Origin of the sequence: Janibacter sp. Y6 (genome assembly GCF_040900765.1) — a bacterium.
GTDB classification, from domain to species: domain Bacteria; phylum Actinomycetota; class Actinomycetes; order Actinomycetales; family Dermatophilaceae; genus Marihabitans; species Marihabitans melonis.
This window is the reverse complement of sequence record NZ_JAKLYZ010000003.1, coordinates 441,660-460,955: the sequence shown is the minus strand read 5'-3', so window position 1 is coordinate 460,955 and position 19,296 is coordinate 441,660. Positions and strand designations below refer to the sequence as shown.

Here is a 19,296-nt window from a genome sequence, read left to right as displayed (position 1 = left end):
CGGGAAGTCTCTGTGTGACCGGGACACGTCTCGGTCATGGGCGGGTGTCCCGGGCCGGGTGCGTCGTCCCGGGCACGGACGGGTTCCCCGGACGCCGTCCCGAGCGGCACCCCTGTCGCGGCGAAGGGGGCGCTCAGAGCCGGGCGTGGAGGGCGAGCGCCCGGACGTCCGTGAGCCCGGCCACCTGGTCGACGACGACCCGCAGCCGTGCCGCGTCGTCGGCCGCGGCGTCGTGGTCGGCCCCCAGGTCGGGGTCGAGACGGCTTCGTGGGTCGGCGGCGAACCACTCGACGAGGTCGCCGACGACGACCCGCTGGCGCACGTAGACGTCGGCGCGCTCGCTCGCGTGCATGACGAAGTGGGCGGCCATCCCCTTGAGCACCGCGACCTCAGCGCGGCTGTCGTCGGGCACGACGAGCGAGGCCGCGTAGCGGGTGAGCGGGCCCGGGCCGTAGCGCTCGCGGGTCGCCTCCTCGGCGGCCTGGACGAAGCGGCCGACGAGCCGCGAGGTCATGTCCTTGAGCCGGGCGAGCGCCTCGCGGCTGCCGTCGAAGTGCAGCGGCACGAGGCCCTGGTCGGTGAGCCGGGCGAGCGCGGCCTCGACCTCGTGTGCCGGCAGGTCCGCGGCGTACTCGCCGTGGGCGGCGGCGAGCACCGAGTCCGAGCGGGCGGTGTCGCGCAGGGCCGCGGGGTCGAGCTGGCCGCAGGCGACGGCGTCCTCGACGTCGTGCACGGAGTAGGCGACGTCGTCCGACCAGTCCATGACGTCGGCCTCGAGGCAGCGCACCCGCGGCGCGGCGCCACCGCGCAACCAGCCGAAGACCGCGACGTCGTCGCCGTACGCGCCGTACTTCGGTCCGGGGCGCGGGCCGTCGTCGCGGGTCCAGGGGTACTTCGTCGCGGCGTCGAGGCTCGCGCGGGTGAGGTTGAGCCCGGCGGGCCGGCCGTCGGGGTGGACCCGCTTGGCCTCGAGCCGGGTGAGGATCCGCAGGGTCTGCGCGTTGCCCTCGAAGCCGCCGATGCCCGCGGCGATCGCGTCGAGCGCGCTCTCCCCGTTGTGGCCGAAGGGGGGATGCCCGAGGTCGTGCGCGAGGCAGGCCACCTCGACGACGTCGGCGTTGCAGCCCAGCGCCCCGCCGAACTCCCGGCCGATCTGAGCGACCTCGAGGGTGTGGGTCAGCCGGTTGCGCACGAAGTCGTCGCTCGCCGGCTGGACGACCTGGGTCTTCGCCGCGAGCCGGCGCAGGGCGGCGGAGTGGATGAGCCGCCCCCGGTCGCGCGCGAAGTCGTCGCGATCGGCGCGCTTGTGCACGGGGTCCTCGGCCACCCAGCGCTCACGATCGGCCTCGGCATAGGTCACGGGGGGAGCCTACGGGTGCGCGACGTCCACGCCGCCGGGCCTCAGAGGCCGTCCTGGGCGCCCCGGGCCCGGCGCACCCAGGCCGGCTCGGTGCCGTAGCGCTGCGTGCGGATGAGCCGACCGGCGGCGCAGTCGGCGACGAGCTCGCCCATCCGCCGCTCGCGGGTGGCCTCCTGCTTCGCGCCGAGCACCCAGTGGGTGGCCTGCTTGCGGTACCCCGGCGTCGCCTCGGCCCAGAAGGCCCGGGCACGGGGCTCTGCCTCGAGACGGGCCGCGTATCCCTGCGGCAGCTCACCGGCCTCGACCTCGTAGGTGTAGATCGCCGTGCGGTCCTCGCGCCGCCGCTCGAAGGCCGCCTCGCCCGCCGGCGTCATCAGCCCCTGCTCGCGCAGCCGCTCGACGTGAGCGACGTTGACCGCGCTCCACGTGCTGCTCGCGCGACGGGGCGTCCAGCGCTGGCGCCGCGAGTCCTCGTCGACCCGCTCGCTCACGCTGTCGATCCACCCGAAGCACAGGGCGACCGGCACCGCCTCCGCCCAGGTGATGCCGCGGTCGGGGACGTGCTTGCCGCGCAGCCCCATCCACAGCTCGCTCGCGCTGTCGTGGTGCTCCTCGAACCACGCCCGCAGCTCGGCCGCGTCGGCGAAGTAGGTCGCCGGTCGCTCCGGCGTCCCCCCAGGGCGGCCGGGCGCCCCCTTCGCCCCCGACGTCATCTCAGCCGCCGCTCACCGACAGCTCGGCCTGAGAGACCTGGGCGGCCTGGTCGGCGTCGAGCTCGCGGCTGCGCAGCCAGCCCTCCGGGAGGGCGACGGTGCGCGGGGAGCCGGCGCGGCCGCGGGGCCCGTCGGCGGCCTCGGCGGGCCAGGGCACGTCCGGGTCGAGCGTCGCGATGAGGTCGTCGAGCGCGGCGAGCGAGTCGACGAGCGCGAGCTGGTTGCGCACGCGCGAGCCCGCCGGGAAGCCCTTGAGGTACCAGGCGATGTGCTTGCGGATGTCGCGGCAGCCGCGCAGCTCGTCGCCGTCGTAGAAGTCGACGAGGTGCTCGGCGTGCAGGCGCAGCGTCGCCGCGACCTCGCCGAGGGTCGGTCGGACGCGAGCGCTCGAGCCGGCGAAGGCGGCCGCGAGATCGGTGAAGAGCCACGGCCGGCCCAGGCAGCCGCGGCCGACGACGACGCCGTCGCAGCCGGTCTCGCGGACCATCCGCAGGGCGTCGTCCGCCGACCAGATGTCGCCGTTGCCGAGGACCGGGACCTGCGTGATCGTCTCCTTGAGCAGCCGGATCGCCGACCAGTCGGCCTGGCCGGAGTACGCCTGGGACGCGGTGCGGCCGTGCAGCGAGATCGCCGCCACCCCCTCGTCGACGGCGATCTGCGCGGCCTCGAGGTAGGTGAGGTGCTCGTCGTCGATGCCCTTGCGCATCTTCACCGTCACCGGGATGTCGCGGCGCGAGCCCTCCTCGACGGCGGCGGCGACGATGGAGCGGAAGAGGTCGCGCTTCCACGGCAGCGCCGCTCCCCCGCCCTTGCGCGTCACCTTCGGCACCGGGCACCCGAAGTTGAGGTCGATGTGGTCGGCCCGGTCCTCCGTGGCGATGATGCGGGCGGCCAGCCGGGTGGCACCGGGGTCGACGCTGTAGAGCTGGACGCTGCGCGGGTGCTCGTCCGGGTCGTGCTCGAGCAGCCGCATCGTCTCGGGCGAGCGCTCGACGACCGCGCGCGAGGTGACCATCTCGTTGACGTACAGGCTGCTCGCCCCGTCGGCCCCGCCGGCGACGTGACCGGCCGCGCCGTAGCGCCGGCACAACCGGCGGAAGGCGACGTTGGTGATGCCGGCCATCGGCGCGAGGACCACCGGCGAGGTGATCGTGTGGCGGCCGAGGCGAAGGGGTGGCAGCACCGGCGACGCGACGGCCGGCGTCGCGGGCGGCGCGGTGCGGGGCGAGGTGGTGGTGGGAGCGCTCATGACCACCCCAGTGTCCCACCACCGGCGGACAGCCCCTCCCCGCCGGCTCACAGCACCGGCGAGCCGACCATCTCCCCCACCGCCGGCTGCGACCCCGGCGGTGGCTGCCCGAGGACCTCGGTGACCCGCCACGTCGTGCCGGTGTGGACGTCCCACACGAGGACCCAGGTGCCCAGGGCGGAGCGCGAGAGGAGGAGCAGCTGGTCGGCCGGGCCCCAGTCGAGCGGGACGAGGCCGCCCATGACGGTGCTGTCGTCGGCCGCGGCGAGCACCCGCGGACGGGGCGAGGCGTCGACCTGCACGGCGTAGATGCCCTGGTAGCTGCCGTCGAGCTGGGCGGTGGCCCACTGCGGCAGCCAGATGCCGGCCGCCGACCACCCGGCGATGTCGCTCACCGTCTCGCCGTGCACGCCGCCGACCGGACCGGGCATCGTCTCGCCGCCGACGAGGTCGCCCGTGCCGGCGTAGGAGGAGCGCTCGAGCCGGCCGTCGGGACGCAGCACGAGCTCCTCGGGGGCCGGGCTGACCTGGGGGTCTGCCCGCCGCACGCGCGAGCCGGTGATCCGCCACGTCGACTCCCCGCGCACGATGATGTCGCCGTTGCCGGCCCACCCGAGGCTGCTCAGCCGCTCGTCGGGCACCGGGATGTCCCGGGTGCGCCCGGCGGCCACGTCGACGAGCACCACCCGCCCGGGCTGGGGCACGGCGACCCTGTCCCGGTCGGGGTGGATCATGTCGCCGGTGAGCACGAGCGGCTCCCCGACGACCTGGCTGGTCAGCAGCTCCTCCACCTCGACGTAGGGCGTCGGCGTGCCCGTGAGGCGCAGCACGAGGTGCGCCCGGTGGCGGCCCTGGACGCGGCGCAGGGCGGCGGCGCGCACCGGCTGCGAGAGCCCGCCCTGCGGCAGCCCGGAGATGTCGGCGCCCGCGGTCCAGCCCAGCGTCGCCCCGAGGCCCAGGCTGCCCGGGTCGGGGTACCGCGGCAGGTCGCCCAGCTGCTCGGCCGGGACGAGCCGGTCGACCTGAGCGCCGCCGAGCACGACCGGGCGGCCCGGGCCCTCGGAGGTCGACGTCGGTGCCGGCACGGGCTCGACCGCCGCGTCGGGCCCGAGGGCGAAGCCGACGCCGAGCACGGCGACGACGGCCGCCGCGACGACCGCCCCGCGGCGCCGCCCGGCCCGACGACGGGTCGTCGCGGTGCGCCACGCGCTGTCGACGAGGGCGTCGAGGTCGGACGTGGCGGGAGGGGGCGTCATCCGCGAGCCCGGGTGGGTCCGGTGCCGGTGCATGGCGCGCCGCGCGTACGCGAGGGGCTCCTCGTGGCGCAGCACGCCCCAGCGCACGGCCACGAGGACGAGGGCCTCGTGCACGTCGACGCGGGCCTGCTCCTCGTCGACCCGGCCGTGGCCGGCCTCGCGCAGCAGCCCGGCCACGCTGGAGCGCGCCCAGCTGACGAACTCCTGCTCGTCTCGCGACGGCCCACCCATGGCACCGACCTCCCGTCCGCCCTCGTGCGGCGCGACCTCTCGTCGCCAGGATGGACCCTGCACCTGCGCCCGCGCAGCCGGTCCGATCTCGGTCCGGCCTCAGACGCGGCCGCGCAGCAGGGCGTAGCGGTAGACCCTCGGCTCGAGGTAGCGGTCGAAGACCCACAGCCAGGTCCTCGGGACGGTGAGATCGGGTCGGCGCACGGTGGGCTGAGGGGTGCCATCGCGGTCCATCTCGGCGAGGAGCAGCCGGCGCCGGTCGGTGGTGATCGGGATGATCGTGTAGCCGTCGTAGCGGCGCAACGGCTCGCCGAGACGGCGGCGGGCGACGTTGTCGGCGAGGACGTCGACCTGCCGACGCAGCGCTCCCCCGGACGGGCGGGTGCGCAGGTCGGCGACGTCACCGAGGGACCACACGTCCGGTGCGCTGCGGTGCGCCATCGTCTCGGGGTCGACGTCGACGAGCCCGTGCTCGCCACCGGCGAGACCGGCCAGCCAGGACGGCCCCCGGTAGTGCGGGACGACGACGGCGTGGTCGACGTCCGCGATCGTCGTCGTGCCCCCGCCGGACGCGACGACGACCTCGCGGGTGGCGCCGTCGAGCGACGCGACCCGGGCGTCGTGGTGCACCTGGACGCCGAGCCTCTCGAGCCGGGTGGTGAGCGTGCCGTCGACGAAGGGGAGGTCGAGGACCGACGCGAAGGGGGTGACGAGATGGATCTCGACGTCGCCGAGGACCCCTTCGCGCCGCCAGTGGTCGGCCGCGAGGAAGAGGGGCTTGAGCGCCGTGCCACCGCACGGCGCCGGCTCGGGCGGGATGCTCAGCACGACCCTGCCGCGGCGAAGGGGGCGCAGCGCCTCCCAGGTGCGCTCGGCCCGTTCTTCGAGGTGCGGGGTGCTCGCCCAGCCCGATGCGAGAGCCGTCTCGAGACCCTCGACCGCGCCGAGGTCCTCCTCGAGCCCGGTCGCGACGACGAGGTCGGTGTAGCCGACGCGCTCCCCCTTCGCCGTCTCGACCTCGTGGAGGTCGGGATGCACGGCGACCGCCCGGTCCCGCAGCCACTGCACGCCCGAGGGCATGACGGCGTGCGTCGTCAGGGTGAGCTCGTCGAGGCGCGCCTGACCGCCGCCGACGTAGTTGAGCATCGGTCGGTAGAGGTGGGTCGCGGAGGGGGCGACGACGAGGACGTCTCGGCAGCCGACCCGGCGCAGCCGGGCGGCCAGCGAGATGCCGGCGTTCCCTCCCCCGAGGACGACGACGTCGTGGTGCCGGCTCATGGGGCGGACGCTACCCGCGCGACCGGCGGCTGCGGGGCCTCAGGTCGGGCCCCGTGCGCGAGGATGGCCGGGTGACGACCGCCGCACCGCACGCCCGGGTCGACCGGGCCCGTCTGACCCGCTTCGCCTGGCTGGCCATCGCTGCCGCCCTGGTGACGATCGGGATGAAGACCACCGCCTGGCTCGTCACCGGATCCGTCGGTCTGCTCTCGGACGCCGCCGAGTCGGTCGTCAACCTCGTCGCCGCCGTCGGCGCGCTCGTCGCCCTGCGCGTCGCGGCGGCCCCCGCCGACGCGGGCCACCACTTCGGCCACGCGAAGGCGGAGTACCTCTCCGCCGCCCTCGAGGGCGCGATGATCGCCGTCGCCGCGCTCGTCATCATCTGGCAGTCGGTGCTGCGCCTGCTCGACCCCCGGCCGGTGGAGGACGTCGGCATCGGTCTGGCCATCTCGGTCGGCGCGTCGGTCGTCAACGGGCTCGTCGCCGTCGTCCTCCTGCGGGCCAGCCGCCGGCACCGCTCCATCACCCTCACCGCCGACGGCCGGCACCTGCTCACCGACGTCGTCACCTCCGTCGGGGTCGTCGTCGGCGTCGCGCTCGTGTGGCTCAGCGGCGTCGACTGGCTCGACCCCGTCGTCGCGCTGCTCGTCGCGGCCAACATCCTGTGGGCCGGGTGGGGGCTGCTCGACGAGTCGACGAGCGGGCTCATGGATCGCACGATGGACGAGTCCGACAACGTCCGGCTCGCCGAGCTGCTCTCGCGGTGGGCCGACGACGAGGTCCACTTCCACGGCCTGCGCACCCGGGTCGCCGGCCACACCTCCTTCGCCGAGGTGCACGTCCTCGTGCCCGGGGCGTGGGACGTGCGTCGGGCCCACGACCTCGTCGAGGAGGTCGAGGACGCGCTGCGGGCGGAGTACCCCGACCTGCGGGTCTCGACCCACATCGAGCCGCGCGAGGACCCCGCTCCTACGACGACTACGAGCACGAGGTGCCCGTGGCCGGCCCGACACCGACCCCCGGAGGACCCTCATGAGCACGCTGCTCACCCCTGCTGCCCTCGACGCGATGCGTCAGCGCCCCGACGTCGTCGTGCTCGACGTGCAGTACGAGCTGGGCGGCACGCCGAGCGCCCAGCTCTACGCCGCCGGTCACCTGCCCGGGGCGGCGCCGGTCGACCTCGACTCCGTCCTCGCCGGCCCGCCCGGCGCGGGTGGACGGCACCCCCTGCCCGACCCGGAGGTGCTCCAGGAGGGCCTGCGAGCCGCGGGTGTGCGCGCCGAGAGCACCGTCGTCGTCTACGACCAGCGCACCTCGCTGTCGGCCGCCCGGGCGTGGTGGGTGCTGCGCTGGGCAGGCGTCGAGGACGTCCGCGTGCTCGACGGCGGTCTGTCCGCGTGGCGCGACGCCGGGCTGCCGGTGAGCACCGAGCCGGACCCGGTCGAGCCGGGTGACGTCGTCGTGCGCCCCGGGAGCCTGCCGGTCCTCGACGCCGACGGCGCCGCCCGGGTCGCGCAGGAGGGTCTGCTCCTCGACGCCCGCACGCCCGAGCGCTTCCGCGGCGAGAGCGAGCCGATCGACCCGGTCGCCGGGCACGTCCCCGGGGCGACGAACCTGCCCATGGGCGAGCTGGTGCGCCCGGACGGCCGGCTGCTCCCGCCGGAAGAGCTGCGGGAGCGGCTGCACGCCCTCGGGCTGCACGCCTCCGACGCGACACCCGTCGGCACGTACTGCGGCTCGGGCGTCACCGCGGCGCACACGGCGCTCGCCCTCGCCGAGATCGGGGTGACCGCCGTGCCGTACATCGGCTCGTGGAGCGAGTGGGTGTCCGACCCCGAGCGGCCCGTCGCCACCGGCGCCTGAGCGGGGGAACCACCCGCTCCCCCGCTGCGTCCTAGCCCCGAGGTCGACGGCACGGGCCGTCGCACGAGGATCGGGGTGGGGCAGATGAGCGGGATCTCCAGCAGCATGCGCGGGGCGGTCGTGACGCTCGCCGTCGTGGTCGGGCTCGCGCTCGCCTACGTCGTCGGCACGAGCAGCGCGCAGGCCGACGAGCCGGACCCGGCAGGCCCGGCGAGCAGCGAGACGATCACCATCCGTGGCTCGGGGAGCACGAGCGTCGTGCCCGACGAGGTCCACTTCGACCTGTCGGTGACGACCCGGGCCGAGGGCCTCGACGACGCGCTGAGCCGCTCGAGCGCCGAGCTGTCGACGGCCGTCGACGCCCTCGTCGACCAGGGCGTCGCCCGCGAGGACGTGCGGACCACCGGCGCCCAGATGCGCCCGACCTACCGCCGGGTCAAGGGGCAGGCGCCCGAGCCGACGGGCTACTCCGTCACGCAGTCGGTGCGGGTCGAGGTCGCCCTCGACGACGCCGGCGACGCCATCACCGCGGCGACCAAGGACGCCGGCAGGGCGCTGCGCGTCGGCGGGATCCGGCTCGCGGTGAGCGACGAGACGCAGGCGACGAAGGAGGCGCGCGACGAGGCGATGGCCGACTCGCGCGCGACCGCCGAGCAGTACGCGAAGGCGTCCGGGCGCCGGCTCGGGAGGGCCACGAAGATCGTCGAGCCCCGCGGTGACCGGGGCGTCTTCGAGGCGCAGTCGCTCAGCAGCGCCGACGCGAGCACCGGCAGGGCCTTCGCCCTCTACGCCGGCGAGCAGGACCTCACCGTCCAGGTCGAGGTGGTCTGGGAGCTCCTCTGAGACGACGCAGCGCCCCCGGCCTGGTGGCCGGGGGCGCTGGCTGTCGTGCGGTGCGGCTCAGCAGCCGAGGAGCTTGGGGGCGAGCCAGGACTCGACCTGGTCGATGCTCACCCGCTCCTGGCGCATCGAGTCGCGCTCGCGGATCGTCACCGCGTCGTCCTCGAGGGTGTCGAAGTCGACGGTGATGCAGTACGGCGTGCCGATCTCGTCCTGGCGGCGGTAGCGCTTGCCGATCGCCTGGGCGTCGTCGAAGTCGACGTTCCAGCTGCGGCGCAGCTGGGCGGCGAGGTCGCGGGCCTTGGGCGAGAGGTCGGCGTTGCGCGAGAGCGGGAGCACCGCGGCCTTGACCGGCGCGAGGCGGTGGTCGAGGCGCAGCACGGTGCGGGTGTCGACCCCGCCCTTGGCGTTGGGCGCCTCGTCCTCGGCGTAGGCGTCGACGAGGAAGGTCATGAGCGAGCGCGACAGGCCCGCTGCCGGCTCGATGACGTACGGCGTGTACTTCTCGCCGGAGGCCTGGTCGAAGTAGACGAGGTCGGTGCCCGAGTGCTCGCTGTGGCTCTTGAGGTCGAAGTCGGTGCGGTTGGCGATGCCCTCGAGCTCGCCCCACTCGTTGCCGCTGAAGCCGAAGCGGTACTCGATGTCGACGGTGCGCTTCGAGTAGTGCGAGAGCTTCTCCTGCGCGTGCTCGTAGTGGCGCAGGTTCTCGGGCTTGATGCCGAGGTCGGTGTACCAGCGGGTGCGCTCGTCGATCCAGTACTGGTGCCAGTCCTCGTCCTCGCCGGGCTTGACGAAGAACTCCATCTCCATCTGCTCGAACTCGCGCGTGCGGAAGATGAAGTTGCCCGGCGTGATCTCGTTGCGGAAGGACTTGCCGGTCTGCGCGATGCCGAAGGGGGGCTTCTTGCGCGAGGTGCCGAGGACGTTGAGGAAGTTGATGAAGATGCCCTGCGCGGTCTCGGGGCGCAGGTAGTGCAGCCCGGACTCGTCCTCGATGACGCCGAGGTAGGTCTTGAGCATCATGTTGAACTCGCGCGCCTCGGTCCACTGGCCCCGGGTGCCGCAGTCGGGGCAGACGACCTCGGACATCGGCACGTCGTCCGGGTCGAGCTCCTGGCCCTTCTTCGCGGCCTTCTCGGCCACGGCCTCCTGCAGGTGGTCCTGACGGCGGCGCTTGTGGCAGCTGAGGCACTCGACGAGCGGGTCGGTGAAGGTGCCGACGTGCCCGGAGGCGACCCATGTCTCGCGCGGCAGGATGATCGAGGAGTCGAGGCCGACGACGTCGTCACGACCGGTGACCATCGAGCGCCACCACTGGCGCTTGATGTTCTCCTTGAGCTCGACGCCGAGGGGACCGTAGTCCCACGCGGAGCGGGTGCCGCCGTAGATCTCGCCGCAGGGGAAGACGAATCCCCGCCGCTTGCACAGCGAGACGACGGTGTCGACGGTGGAGGTCTGCTTGGCCATGGCGCAAGGCTATCCGGCCGCGAAGGGGGTGCCGACCACCGCCTACGATCGTCGGGTGAGCCCGTCCCAGCCGTCCCCCGAGGTCCCGCGGGACACCGCCGTCGCCCGCGCCACCGCGCCCCTCGTCCGATGGGTGTCGGGGCTGCCGCCGGTCGTGCCCGTCCTCGGCGTCTTCGCCCTCGTCCTGCTCGGTGCGGTCGTGCCCGGCTGGGGCTGGGTCTTCCTCGCCCTCGCGGTGCTCGTCCTCGTCTGGGTGCTCGCCATCAGCTGGCCGCGCCTCACGCCGTCGGAGAAGATGCTCCGCCTCGCGGTCATCGTCTTGTGCCTGGCGATCACCGTCGTGCGAGCCGTCCCGCGCTGACCCGTCGATTTTGACAACCGTTCTCAATTAAGATGAGAATGGTTGTCATGAAGCGCACCGCCCTCCTCGTCGCCCCCCTCCTCGCCCTCGCCGCCTGCGGCAGCGACGGCTCCGACGACGCAGCGGGCGGGGGTGACCGCCTCGAGGTGGTCACCTCCTTCTACCCCCTGCAGTACGCCGTGCAGCAGGTCGGCGGCGACCGGGTCGAGGCGAGCAACCTCACCCGCCCCGGCGCCGAGCCGCACGACCTCGAGCTCAGCCCGAAGGACGTGCTGTCGGTGGCCCAGGCCGACTCGGTGGTCTACCTCGCCGACTTCCAGCCCGCCGTCGACGACGCGATCACCGAGGCCGACGGCACCGCCTTCGACGTGACGAAGGCCGCCCGGCTCGACCTCGCCGCCACCGACGACGGCCACGACCACGGCGGCGAGTCCGCGGAGGAGCACGCGGGCCACGACCACGGCTCGCAGGACCCCCACTTCTGGCTCGACCCGCAGCGCTACGCGGACGTCGCCGACGCGATCGCCGGCGAGCTCGGCCGGGTCGACCCCGACCACGCCGCGGAGTACGAGCAGAACGCCAAGGACATGCGCACCCGGCTCGACTCGCTCGACGCCTCCTTCCGCGAGGGCCTGAAGGACTGCCAGACGACCGACCTCGTCACCTCGCACGCCGCCTTCGGCTACCTCGCCGACGCGTACGGCCTGACCCAGGAGTCGATCACCGGGCTCACCCCCGAGACCGAGCCCAGCGCGCAGGCGATGAAGGACGTCGTCGAGCACATCCGCGAGCACGACGTGCCGACGGTCTACGCCGAGACCCTCGTGCCCAAGGACGTCGCCGAGACCATCGCGAAGGAGGCCGACGCGCAGGTCATGGTCCTCGACCCGATCGAAGGGGTGACCGACGAGTCGTCCGCGCAGGACTACTTCGGCATCATGGAGGCCAACCTCACGACCTTGGAGAAGGGCCAGTCCTGCTCATGAGCTCAGCAGAGCCCACCCCGGTGATTCGGGTGCACGCGGCCTCCTTCGGGTACTCCGAGCGCACCGTCGTCACCGGCGTCGACCTCGTCGTGGAGCGCGGCGAGGTCGTCGCCGTGCTCGGGCCCAACGGGTCGGGCAAGTCGACCGTCGTCAAGGGCCTGCTCGGGCTCGCCGAGACCAGCCGCGGGACCGTCGACCTCTTCGGCACCCCGCGCGAGCACCTCGAGGAGCGCACGCGGGTCGGGTACGTCCCGCAGCGCCACACCCTCGCCTCGACCGTCTCGGCGACCGTCGAGGAGATCGTCGCGACCGGCCGTGTCCCCCGCGTGCCGTGGTGGGCGCCGTGGCGGGCCCTGGCTCCCGAGCACCGCACGGCCGTCCGCGAGGCGATCGAGGTCGTCGGCCTGAGCGAGCAGCGCACCCACGAGGTCTCGACCCTCTCGGGCGGCCAGCAGCGCCGGGTGCTCATCGCCCGGGCTCTCGCCGCCGGACCCGAGCTCTTCGTCCTCGACGAGCCGACCGCCGGCGTCGACGTCGGCAACCAGCGGGTGCTCGCCGCCGTGCTGCGACGCCTCGTCGAGCGGGGCGCGACCCTCGTCGTCGTCACGCACGAGCTCGACGCCCTGCGCGACCTGGTCACCCGGGCCGTCGTCGTGCGCGACGGCGCGATCGCCTACGACGGGCCACCCTCGGCGCTCGACGACCTCGGCCACGTGCACCACCACCACGACGACGAGCTCGACCACGAGCCCGACCCCTCGCTCACCGGCGAGATCATCGCCCCCAGGAGGCGTGCATGAGCGACCTGCTCTCCCTGGACTTCATGCGCAACGCGCTGCTCGCGGCGCTGCTCGTCGGCGCTGCCGCGCCGCTCGTCGGGGTCTTCCTCGTCCAGCGGCGCATGTCGCTCATCGGCGACGGCCTGGGCCACATGGCCCTGGCCGGTGTCGGGGTCGGCGTGGTCACCTCGACCTCCCCCGTGTGGACCGCGCTCGTCGTCGCCCTCGTCGCGGCGGTGCTCATCGAGCTGCTGCGCTCGTACGCGCGCACGGGCGGCGACCTCGCGCTCGCCGTGATGTTCTACGGCGGCATCGCCGCCGGCGTCGTGCTCATCGCGCGTGCGCCGGCGGGTGCCCCGGTCAACCTCAACGGCTACCTCTTCGGCGCGATCAACACGGTCTCGCGCGCCGACCTCGTCGCCTTCGCCGTGCTCTCCGCCGTCGTCGTCCTCGTGACGACGGTGCTGCGCGGCCGCTTCTTCGCCGTGGCGCAGGACGAGGAGTACGCACGGGCCGTCGGCCTGCCGGTCGTCGGCACCAACGTCTTGCTCGCCGCGCTCACCGCCCTCACCGTCGTCGTCTCGATGCGCGTCGTCGGCCTGCTGCTCATCAGCGCGCTGATGATCCTGCCCAACGCGGCCGGTCAGCAGCTCGGGCGCAGCTTCCGCGGGGCCCTGCGGTGGGCCGTCGTCATCGGCATCGGGACGAGCGTCGGCGGGGTCGTCGCGAGCTTCTACGCGGACACCCCCTCCGGTGGCACGATCGTCCTCCTGCTCATCGCGATCTTCGTCCTCGCCGCGGCCGGCGGCGCGGCGGCGCGCACCCTGCGACGGCGCCGGGCGGCTCCTGCCGGGCACCCGCACGAGCACGTGCACTGGGACGAGTGCGGCCACGAGCAGGTGCTGCACGGCGACCACGTCGACTACGTCCACGACGGGCACCGTCACGCCGCGCACGGCGACCACTGGCACGAGCACGGCGACCACGAGCACGAGCACGGCGACCACGAGCACGACCACCGCGGTGACGACGCCCGCGACCACGAAGGGGCACGATGAGCACACCAGCACGCAGGCCGACCCGCCAGCGGGTCGCCGTCGCCGAGGCGCTGTCGCGCTCCCAGGCCTTCGAGTCCGCGCAGGAGCTGCACACCCGGCTGTCGACCGCCGGCGAGCGGGTGGGCCTCGCGACCGTCTACCGCGCCCTGCAGGCGATGGCCGACGACGGCGACGTCGACGTCGTGCGCACCGACGAGGGCGAGTCCCTCTACCGCCGGTGCAGCACCGGGCACCACCACCACCTCGTGTGCCGTGAGTGCGGTCGGGCCGTCGAGGTCGAGGGGCCGACGGTGGAGCGCTGGGCCGACCGGGTCTCCGCCGAGCACGGCTTCACCCAGGTCGAGCACACCCTGGAGATCTTCGGGCGCTGCGCGGACTGCTCGCGCGGCTGACCCCTTCGCTCAGCCGTCGACCGCGTCGACCGCTCCCCCGTAGCGCCGGTCGCGCCGGGCGTAGGTCTCGATCGCCTGCCACAGGTGGCGGCGGTCGTAGTCGGGCCACAGCGTGTCCTGGAAGACCATCTCGGCGTACGCGCTCTGCCACAGCAGGAAGTTGCTCGTGCGCTGCTCGCCGCTGGAGCGCACGAAGAGGTCGACGTCGGGCATCCCCGGCTCGGGCAGGTAGCGCGCGATCGTGCGCTCGTCGATGCCGTTGCCCTTGAGCCGGCCACGACGCACGTCCTCCGCGATGCGCTGCACGGCATCGGCGATCTCGGCCCTGCCCCCGTAGTTGACGCAGAAGTACAACGTCATCGCGTCGTTGTCCTTCGTCATCTCCTGGGCGATCTCGAGCTCCTTGATGACCGAGGCCCACAGCCGCGGGCGCCGGCCGACCCAGCGCATCCGCACGCCCCACGCGTGCAGCTGGTCGCGACGGCGCCGGATGACGTCGCGGTTGAAGCCCATGAGGAAGCGCACCTCGTCGGGCGAGCGGCGCCAGTTCTCCGTCGAGAAGGCGTACGCCGACAGATGGGTCACCCCGATCTCCAGCGCCCCGGCGACGACGTCGAGCAGCGCGCCCTCGCCGGCCTCGTGCCCCTTCGTGCGGGGCAGCCCGCGCTCGTTGGCCCACCGGCCGTTGCCGTCCATGACGACGGCGACGTGACCGGGCACGAGCTCGGCCGGGACCGGCGGCGCGGTGACCCCGGTCGGGTGCGCGAAGGGGGTCTCGTACCGTCTCGTCGTCATCGCGTCCTCGTCATCGGGTCGTCGGGGGCGGGCGCCCTCGGGGGCTGGGGGGTGCGGTCGACCAGGCCGAGGGAGCGCACGCCCCGCTCGAGGTGCCACTGGAGGAAGGCGGCGGTCAGGCCGCTCGACTCGCGCCGCGCCGGCATCGGCGAGGCGTCGGCATGGGCCCAGTCGCCGGCGAGGAGCGAGGCCATGAGCGCCGTCGTCGCCGGCGCGGGTGCGCTCGCCCCCGGCGTGCGGCACTGCGAGCAGACCGAGCCGCCCGCGGCGATCTGGAAGGCGCGGTGCGGGCCGTCGGCGCCGCACCGGGCGCAGTCGTGCAGGCTCGGCGCCCAGCCCGCGACGGCGAGAGCGCGCAGCAGGTAGGCGTCGAGGACGAGCGAGGAGTCGTGCTCGCCGGCCGTGAGTGTGCGCAGCGCCCCGCACAGCAGGTGGTACTGCTGGACGCTGACCTCGTGCTCCTCCGTGAGCCGGTCGGCGGTCTCGAGGATCGCGGCGGCCGCGGTCCAGTCCGAGTAGCGGCTGGCCAGGGTGTGGCCCCACGAGTCGACGCCGACCGCCTGGGTCACGGTGTCGAGATTGCGACCCTCGTAGCACTGGACGTCGACGTGCATGCCCGGCTCGAGGCGGGCGCCGAAGCGGGACTTCGTGCGGCGGACCCCCTTCGCCACCGCGCGGACCTTGCCGCGACCGCGGGTGAGCATCGTGATGATGCGGTCGGCCTCGCCGAGCTTGTGCGTGCGCAGCACGACACCGGTGTCTCGGTACAGGGGCATGCGTCCATTGTCCTACGAGCCGCCGACGGCGCCCGCCGCCGCGCCGCACCTCGTCGCTGGTCGAGGTGCGAGGGCGCTCAGCGCCCGAGCCTCGAGACCACCCGCGCCGTGAAGGGGTCGCGCAAGCACCTCGAACACCTGTTCGATGCACTTGCTATCCTCGTCTCGTGAGCGCGCTGCAGCCCAGCCTCTTCGACGACGCGGAGCGGCCGACCCTCGCCCCGGTCGACCCGCGCCGCACGACGCTGGACCGGGGGGCGTGGGTCGACCTGCACCCGGGCTGGGTGAGCGGGGGCGACACGGTGCTCGACGACCTCGTGCGTGACGTGCCGTGGCACGCCGAGCGCCGCCAGATGTACGACCGCGTGCTCGACGTGCCCCGCCTGACGAAGTTCTACGGCGAGCACGAGCCGCTCCCCCACCCCCTCGTCGCGCAGGCGCGCACCGCCCTCAGCGCGCACTACCGCGACGAGCTGGGCGAGGACTTCGTCACGGCGGGCCTGTGCCTCTACCGCGACGGGCGCGACTCCGTCGCCTGGCACGGCGACCGCATCGGGCGCAGCCGCGAGCAGGACACGATGGTCGCGATCATCTCCCTCGGCGCGCAGCGTGTCCTCGCCCTGCGCCCGCGCGACGGCGGCCCGTCGACCCGGCTGCCCCTCGGCCACGGCGACCTCGTCGTCATGGGCGGCTCGTGCCAGCGCACGTGGGACCACAGCGTCCCGAAGGCTGCCGCCGTGAGCGGCCCCCGGATCTCGATCCAGCTCCGCGTGCGCGGGGTGCGCTGATCGACGCGAAGGGGGCGTGACCGGATGACCGGTCACGCCCCCTTCGTCGTCGGCCGACGGGTCAGACGGTGTCGCGCTCCGCGCGGTTGACCGCCGAGAGGATCGCGCGCAGCGAGGCCTTGACGATCGACTCGTGCAGGCCGACGCCCCACAGGACGCGGTCGCCGACGGCGCACTCGACGTACGCGGCGGCGCGGGCGTCGCCACCTGCCGACAGCGCGTGCTCGTGGTAGTCGAGGACCCGCACGTCGACGCCGATGGTGCCGAGGGCGTCGGTGAAGGCGTCGATCGGGCCGTTGCCGCGGCCGTGGACTGTGATCTCGCCGCCGCCGTCGGTGAGCACGGCCTCGATCTGGTCCAGGCCGTCCTCGCTGCCCGAGATCGTCGAGCGCACGGGCGCCAGACGACCCCAGCGGATCTCGGACTCCTCGGAGTGGAGGTACTCGTCGGAGAAGATGCGCCACAGCTCGGCGCCGCTCACCTCGCCGCCCTCGGTGTCGGTCTTGCGCTGGATGACCTGGCTGAACTCGACCTGCAGACGACGCGGCAGCTCCATGGCCCGGTCGGTCTTCAGCAGGTAGGCCATGCCGCCCTTGCCGGACTGGCTGTTGACGCGCACGACGGCCTCGTAGCTGCGGCCGATGTCGTGCGGGTCGATGGGCAGGTAGGGCACGCCCCAGTCGATGCCGTCGGTGTCGGTGCCCGCGGCCTTGGCGCGGCGCTCCATGTCGTCGAAGCCCTTCTTGATGGCGTCCTGGTGGGACCCGGAGAAGGCCGTGTAGACGAGGTCGCCGCCCCACGGGTGCCGCGGGTGCACCGGCAGCTGGTTGCAGTGCTCGACGGTGCGCCGGATCTCGTCCATCTGCGAGAGGTCGACCTGCGGGTCGATGCCCTGGCTGAAGAGATTCATCCCGAGGGTGACGAGGTCGACGTTGCCCGTGCGCTCGCCGTTGCCGAAGAGGCAGCCCTCGATGCGGTCCGCGCCGGCGAGGTAGCCGAGCTCGGCGGCCGCCACCCCTTCGCCCCGGTCGTTGTGCGGGTGCAGGCTGACGACGACCGACTCGCGCCGGTCGAGGTGGCGGATCATCCACTCGATGGAGTCGGCGTAGACGTTCGGCGTGGCCATCTCGACCGTCGCCGGCAGGTTGATGATCATCTTGTGGTCCGGCGTCGGGTCGATGACGTCGATGACCTCGTTGCAGACCCGGACGGCGAACTCGAGCTCGGTGCCGGTGTAGGACTCCGGGCTGTACTCGTAGTAGACGTCGGTGTCGGGGATCGTCTCCTCGAGCTTCTTGCACAGCCGCGCGCCCTGGAGCGCGATGTCGACGATGCCGTCCTCGTCGGTGCCGAAGACGACGCGGCGCTGCAGGACCGAGGTCGAGTTGTAGAAGTGGACGATCGCCTGGCGGCTGCCGGCGATGGCGTCGAAGGTGCGCTCGACGAGCTCGTCACGGCACTGGGTGAGCACCTGGATCGTCACGTCGTCGGGGATGTGCCCGCCCTCGATGAGCATCCGGCAGAAGTCGTAGTCGGTCTGGCTCGCGCTGGGGAAGCCGACCTCGATCTCCTTGTAGCCCATCTTCACGAGCAGCCGGAACATCGTCAGCTTGCGCTCGGAGTCCATCGGGTCGATGAGGGCCTGGTTGCCGTCGCGCAGGTCGACCGCGCACCAGCGCGGGGCCTTGGTCATCACGGCGTCGGGCCACGTGCGGTCCGGCAGCTCGACGCGGATCTGGTCCTGGAAGGGCAGGTACTTGTGGGTCGGCATCCCGGAGGGGGCCTGGGAGTGGATCATCGTCTCTTCTCGTCTCGTCTCGGGTGGGTCGGCCGGACGCACCGAACTCCGCGACGAGGGGGGCCGTCTAGGCCTCGCCGCGGCAGAGAAGGAGGAGTCGCGCCTGCATGGCGACCACCCTAGACCCGCCTGCGCGACGCCACCCAGGGGGTCCCGTACTGCGGACACCCATGGCGAAGGGGGCCCGCCGACATCTCGTCGGCAGGCCCCCTTCGTCGTGGGTACGGCTCAGCGTCAGCGACGCGCGAGCAGCTCCTCGGCGACCTGGACGGCGTTGAGCGCCGCGCCCTTGCGCAGGTTGTCGCCGACGACGAAGAGCACGAGGCCCTTGCCCTCGGGGGCGGCCTGGTCGGCGCGGACGCGGCCGACGAAGACCTCGTCGCGGCCGGTCGCCTCGAGCGGGTTCGGGTGGTCGGTGACGACGACGCCGGGCGCGGCCTCGAGCAGCTCGAGCGCGCGCTCGACGTCGATGTCGCGCTCGAACTCGGCGTGGATCGCCAGGGAGTGGCCGGTGAAGACCGGGACGCGCACGCACGTGCCGGAGACCCGCAGGTCGGGCGCGTGGAGGATCTTGCGCGACTCGTTGCGCAGCTTCTGCTCCTCGTCGGTCTCCAGCGAGCCGTCGTCGACGACCGAGCCGGCGACCGGCACGACGTTGAAGGCCACGGGGACGACGTACTTGTGCGGGGAGGGCAGCGTCAGCGCGCCGCCGTCGACGGCGAGGTCCTTCGGGTCGCCGCTGGCGTACCCGGCGCGCAGCTGGCTGTCGAGCTCGTCGAGCCCGGCACCGCCGGAGCCGGAGACGGCCTGGTAGCTCGCGACGTGGAGGCGGACGAGGCCGGCCTCCTCGTGCAGCGGGGCGAGGACCGGCATCGCGGCCATCGTCGTGCAGTTGGGGTTGGCGACGATCCCCTTCGGGATCGTGTCGAGGTCATCGGCGTTGACCTCCGAGACGACGAGCGGGACCTCGGGGTCCTTGCGCCAGGCGCTGGAGTTGTCGATCACGGTCGCGCCGGCCGCGGCGACCTTCGGCGCCCACTCCTTGCTCGTCGACCCGCCGTTGGAGAAGAGGGCGATGTCGAGGCCCGAGAAGTCCGCCGTCGCGGTGTCCTCCACGGTGACCTCGCCGTCCCGCCAGGGCAGGGTCGTCCCCGCCGAGCGGGCCGAGGCGAAGTACCGCATCTCCTCGACGGGGAAGTCGCGCTCCTGCAGGAGGGCACGCATGACGGAGCCGACCTGCCCCGTGGCACCAAATACACCGATTCGCATGGCACCCAGGATAGGTCGGCTCCGTCGTCGAGCTCGT

At 73.5% G+C, this 19,296-nt stretch carries 18 protein-coding genes and 2 pseudogenes; 10 read left to right on the top strand and 10 right to left on the bottom strand.

Translation table 11 applies throughout. The annotated features are described in order from the left end of the window. Positions 1 to 133: 133 nt before the first annotated feature. The 5 genes from L6241_RS09795 to L6241_RS09775 all read right to left on the bottom strand — a co-directional run bounded on the left by L6241_RS09795 (position 134) and on the right by L6241_RS09775 (position 6,087). Positions 134 to 1,360: a deoxyguanosinetriphosphate triphosphohydrolase gene (locus tag L6241_RS09795; RefSeq protein ID WP_368245972.1), complete on the bottom strand. Its 1,227-nt coding sequence runs from the start codon at positions 1,358 to 1,360 to the stop codon at positions 134 to 136. Between the two features lie 41 nt (positions 1,361 to 1,401). After that, positions 1,402 to 2,073: a YdeI family protein gene (locus tag L6241_RS09790; protein WP_368245970.1), complete on the bottom strand. Its 672-nt coding sequence runs from the start codon at positions 2,071 to 2,073 to the stop codon at positions 1,402 to 1,404. Position 2,074: 1 nt separating this feature from the next. Beyond that, complete coding sequence (dusB, locus tag L6241_RS09785; protein WP_368245968.1) at positions 2,075 to 3,322, bottom strand: tRNA dihydrouridine synthase DusB; 1,248 nt, start codon at positions 3,320 to 3,322, stop codon at positions 2,075 to 2,077. 47 nt (positions 3,323 to 3,369) lie between these two features. Beyond that, positions 3,370 to 4,809 carry a hypothetical protein gene (locus L6241_RS09780; RefSeq protein WP_368245967.1) on the bottom strand — a complete coding sequence of 480 codons (1,440 nt, stop codon included), beginning with the start codon at positions 4,807 to 4,809 and terminating at the stop codon, positions 3,370 to 3,372. Between the two features lie 99 nt (positions 4,810 to 4,908). Further along, positions 4,909 to 6,087: an NAD(P)/FAD-dependent oxidoreductase gene (locus L6241_RS09775; RefSeq protein WP_368245965.1), complete on the bottom strand. Its 1,179-nt coding sequence runs from the start codon at positions 6,085 to 6,087 to the stop codon at positions 4,909 to 4,911. Positions 6,088 to 6,251: 164 nt separating this feature from the next. Here L6241_RS09775 and L6241_RS09770 point away from each other — a divergent pair. From L6241_RS09770 to L6241_RS09755, 4 genes and pseudogenes are all read left to right on the top strand, one after another. After that, a pseudogene (locus L6241_RS09770) lies at positions 6,252 to 6,986 on the top strand (cation diffusion facilitator family transporter); the annotation flags it as partial. A gap of 133 nt (positions 6,987 to 7,119) precedes the next feature. Continuing rightward, positions 7,120 to 7,434: pseudogene (locus L6241_RS09765) on the top strand (rhodanese-like domain-containing protein); the annotation flags it as partial. 27 nt (positions 7,435 to 7,461) lie between these two features. After that, entirely contained in the window at positions 7,462 to 7,950 is a 489-nt protein-coding gene (locus L6241_RS09760; RefSeq protein ID WP_368246080.1) for a sulfurtransferase, read from the top strand. Positions 7,951 to 8,034: 84 nt separating this feature from the next. Further along, positions 8,035 to 8,793 carry an SIMPL domain-containing protein gene (locus L6241_RS09755; RefSeq protein ID WP_368245964.1) on the top strand — a complete coding sequence of 253 codons (759 nt, stop codon included), beginning with the start codon at positions 8,035 to 8,037 and terminating at the stop codon, positions 8,791 to 8,793. 57 nt (positions 8,794 to 8,850) lie between these two features. On the opposite strand, the gene L6241_RS09750 is transcribed toward L6241_RS09755, so the two are convergent. After that, a complete protein-coding gene (locus L6241_RS09750) occupies positions 8,851 to 10,257 on the bottom strand; it encodes a glycine--tRNA ligase (protein ID WP_123090832.1) in 1,407 nt (468 codons plus the stop codon). A gap of 55 nt (positions 10,258 to 10,312) precedes the next feature. Here L6241_RS09750 and L6241_RS09745 point away from each other — a divergent pair, with 55 nt between their 5' ends. The 5 genes from L6241_RS09745 to L6241_RS09725 are packed head-to-tail and all read left to right on the top strand — an operon-like array spanning position 10,313 to position 13,833. Next, positions 10,313 to 10,618, top strand: coding sequence for a hypothetical protein (locus L6241_RS09745; protein ID WP_068274394.1), 306 nt, complete (start codon positions 10,313 to 10,315; stop codon positions 10,616 to 10,618). Between the two features lie 47 nt (positions 10,619 to 10,665). Next, positions 10,666 to 11,604, top strand: a complete 939-nt coding sequence (locus L6241_RS09740) for a metal ABC transporter substrate-binding protein (protein ID WP_368245963.1) — start codon at positions 10,666 to 10,668, stop codon at positions 11,602 to 11,604. Next, on the top strand, positions 11,601 to 12,404 hold the full coding sequence (locus L6241_RS09735) for a metal ABC transporter ATP-binding protein (RefSeq protein ID WP_368245961.1): 804 nt from the start codon (positions 11,601 to 11,603) through the stop codon (positions 12,402 to 12,404). Before L6241_RS09740 ends, L6241_RS09735 begins: the two co-directional genes overlap by 4 nt. Beyond that, positions 12,401 to 13,441 carry a metal ABC transporter permease gene (locus L6241_RS09730; protein WP_368245960.1) on the top strand — a complete coding sequence of 347 codons (1,041 nt, stop codon included), beginning with the start codon at positions 12,401 to 12,403 and terminating at the stop codon, positions 13,439 to 13,441. Before L6241_RS09735 ends, L6241_RS09730 begins: the two co-directional genes overlap by 4 nt. Beyond that, positions 13,438 to 13,833: a Fur family transcriptional regulator gene (locus tag L6241_RS09725; RefSeq protein WP_123090836.1), complete on the top strand. Its 396-nt coding sequence runs from the start codon at positions 13,438 to 13,440 to the stop codon at positions 13,831 to 13,833. Before L6241_RS09730 ends, L6241_RS09725 begins: the two co-directional genes overlap by 4 nt. A gap of 9 nt (positions 13,834 to 13,842) precedes the next feature. On the opposite strand, the gene L6241_RS09720 is transcribed toward L6241_RS09725, so the two are convergent. Together L6241_RS09720 and recO are read right to left on the bottom strand one after the other, a co-directional pair. Next, a complete protein-coding gene (locus tag L6241_RS09720; protein WP_068274039.1) occupies positions 13,843 to 14,628 on the bottom strand; it encodes an isoprenyl transferase in 786 nt (261 codons plus the stop codon). Beyond that, the gene (gene recO / locus L6241_RS09715) at positions 14,625 to 15,404 is read right to left on the bottom strand and encodes a DNA repair protein RecO (RefSeq protein ID WP_368245959.1); all 780 of its coding nucleotides are present in this window, start codon (positions 15,402 to 15,404) and stop codon (positions 14,625 to 14,627) included. Before recO ends, L6241_RS09720 begins: the two co-directional genes overlap by 4 nt. A gap of 176 nt (positions 15,405 to 15,580) precedes the next feature. On the opposite strand from recO, the gene L6241_RS09710 reads away from it, so the two are divergent. After that, positions 15,581 to 16,192, top strand: a complete 612-nt coding sequence (locus L6241_RS09710) for an alpha-ketoglutarate-dependent dioxygenase AlkB (RefSeq protein WP_224766814.1) — start codon at positions 15,581 to 15,583, stop codon at positions 16,190 to 16,192. Positions 16,193 to 16,253: 61 nt separating this feature from the next. Here L6241_RS09710 and leuA read toward each other — a convergent pair whose 3' ends face one another. Both leuA and L6241_RS09700 read right to left on the bottom strand, forming a co-directional pair. Beyond that, positions 16,254 to 17,990, bottom strand: coding sequence for a 2-isopropylmalate synthase (leuA, locus tag L6241_RS09705; RefSeq protein ID WP_368245958.1), 1,737 nt, complete (start codon positions 17,988 to 17,990; stop codon positions 16,254 to 16,256). Positions 17,991 to 18,224: 234 nt separating this feature from the next. Further along, positions 18,225 to 19,259: an aspartate-semialdehyde dehydrogenase gene (locus L6241_RS09700; RefSeq protein ID WP_368245956.1), complete on the bottom strand. Its 1,035-nt coding sequence runs from the start codon at positions 19,257 to 19,259 to the stop codon at positions 18,225 to 18,227. Positions 19,260 to 19,296 lie beyond the last annotated feature (37 nt).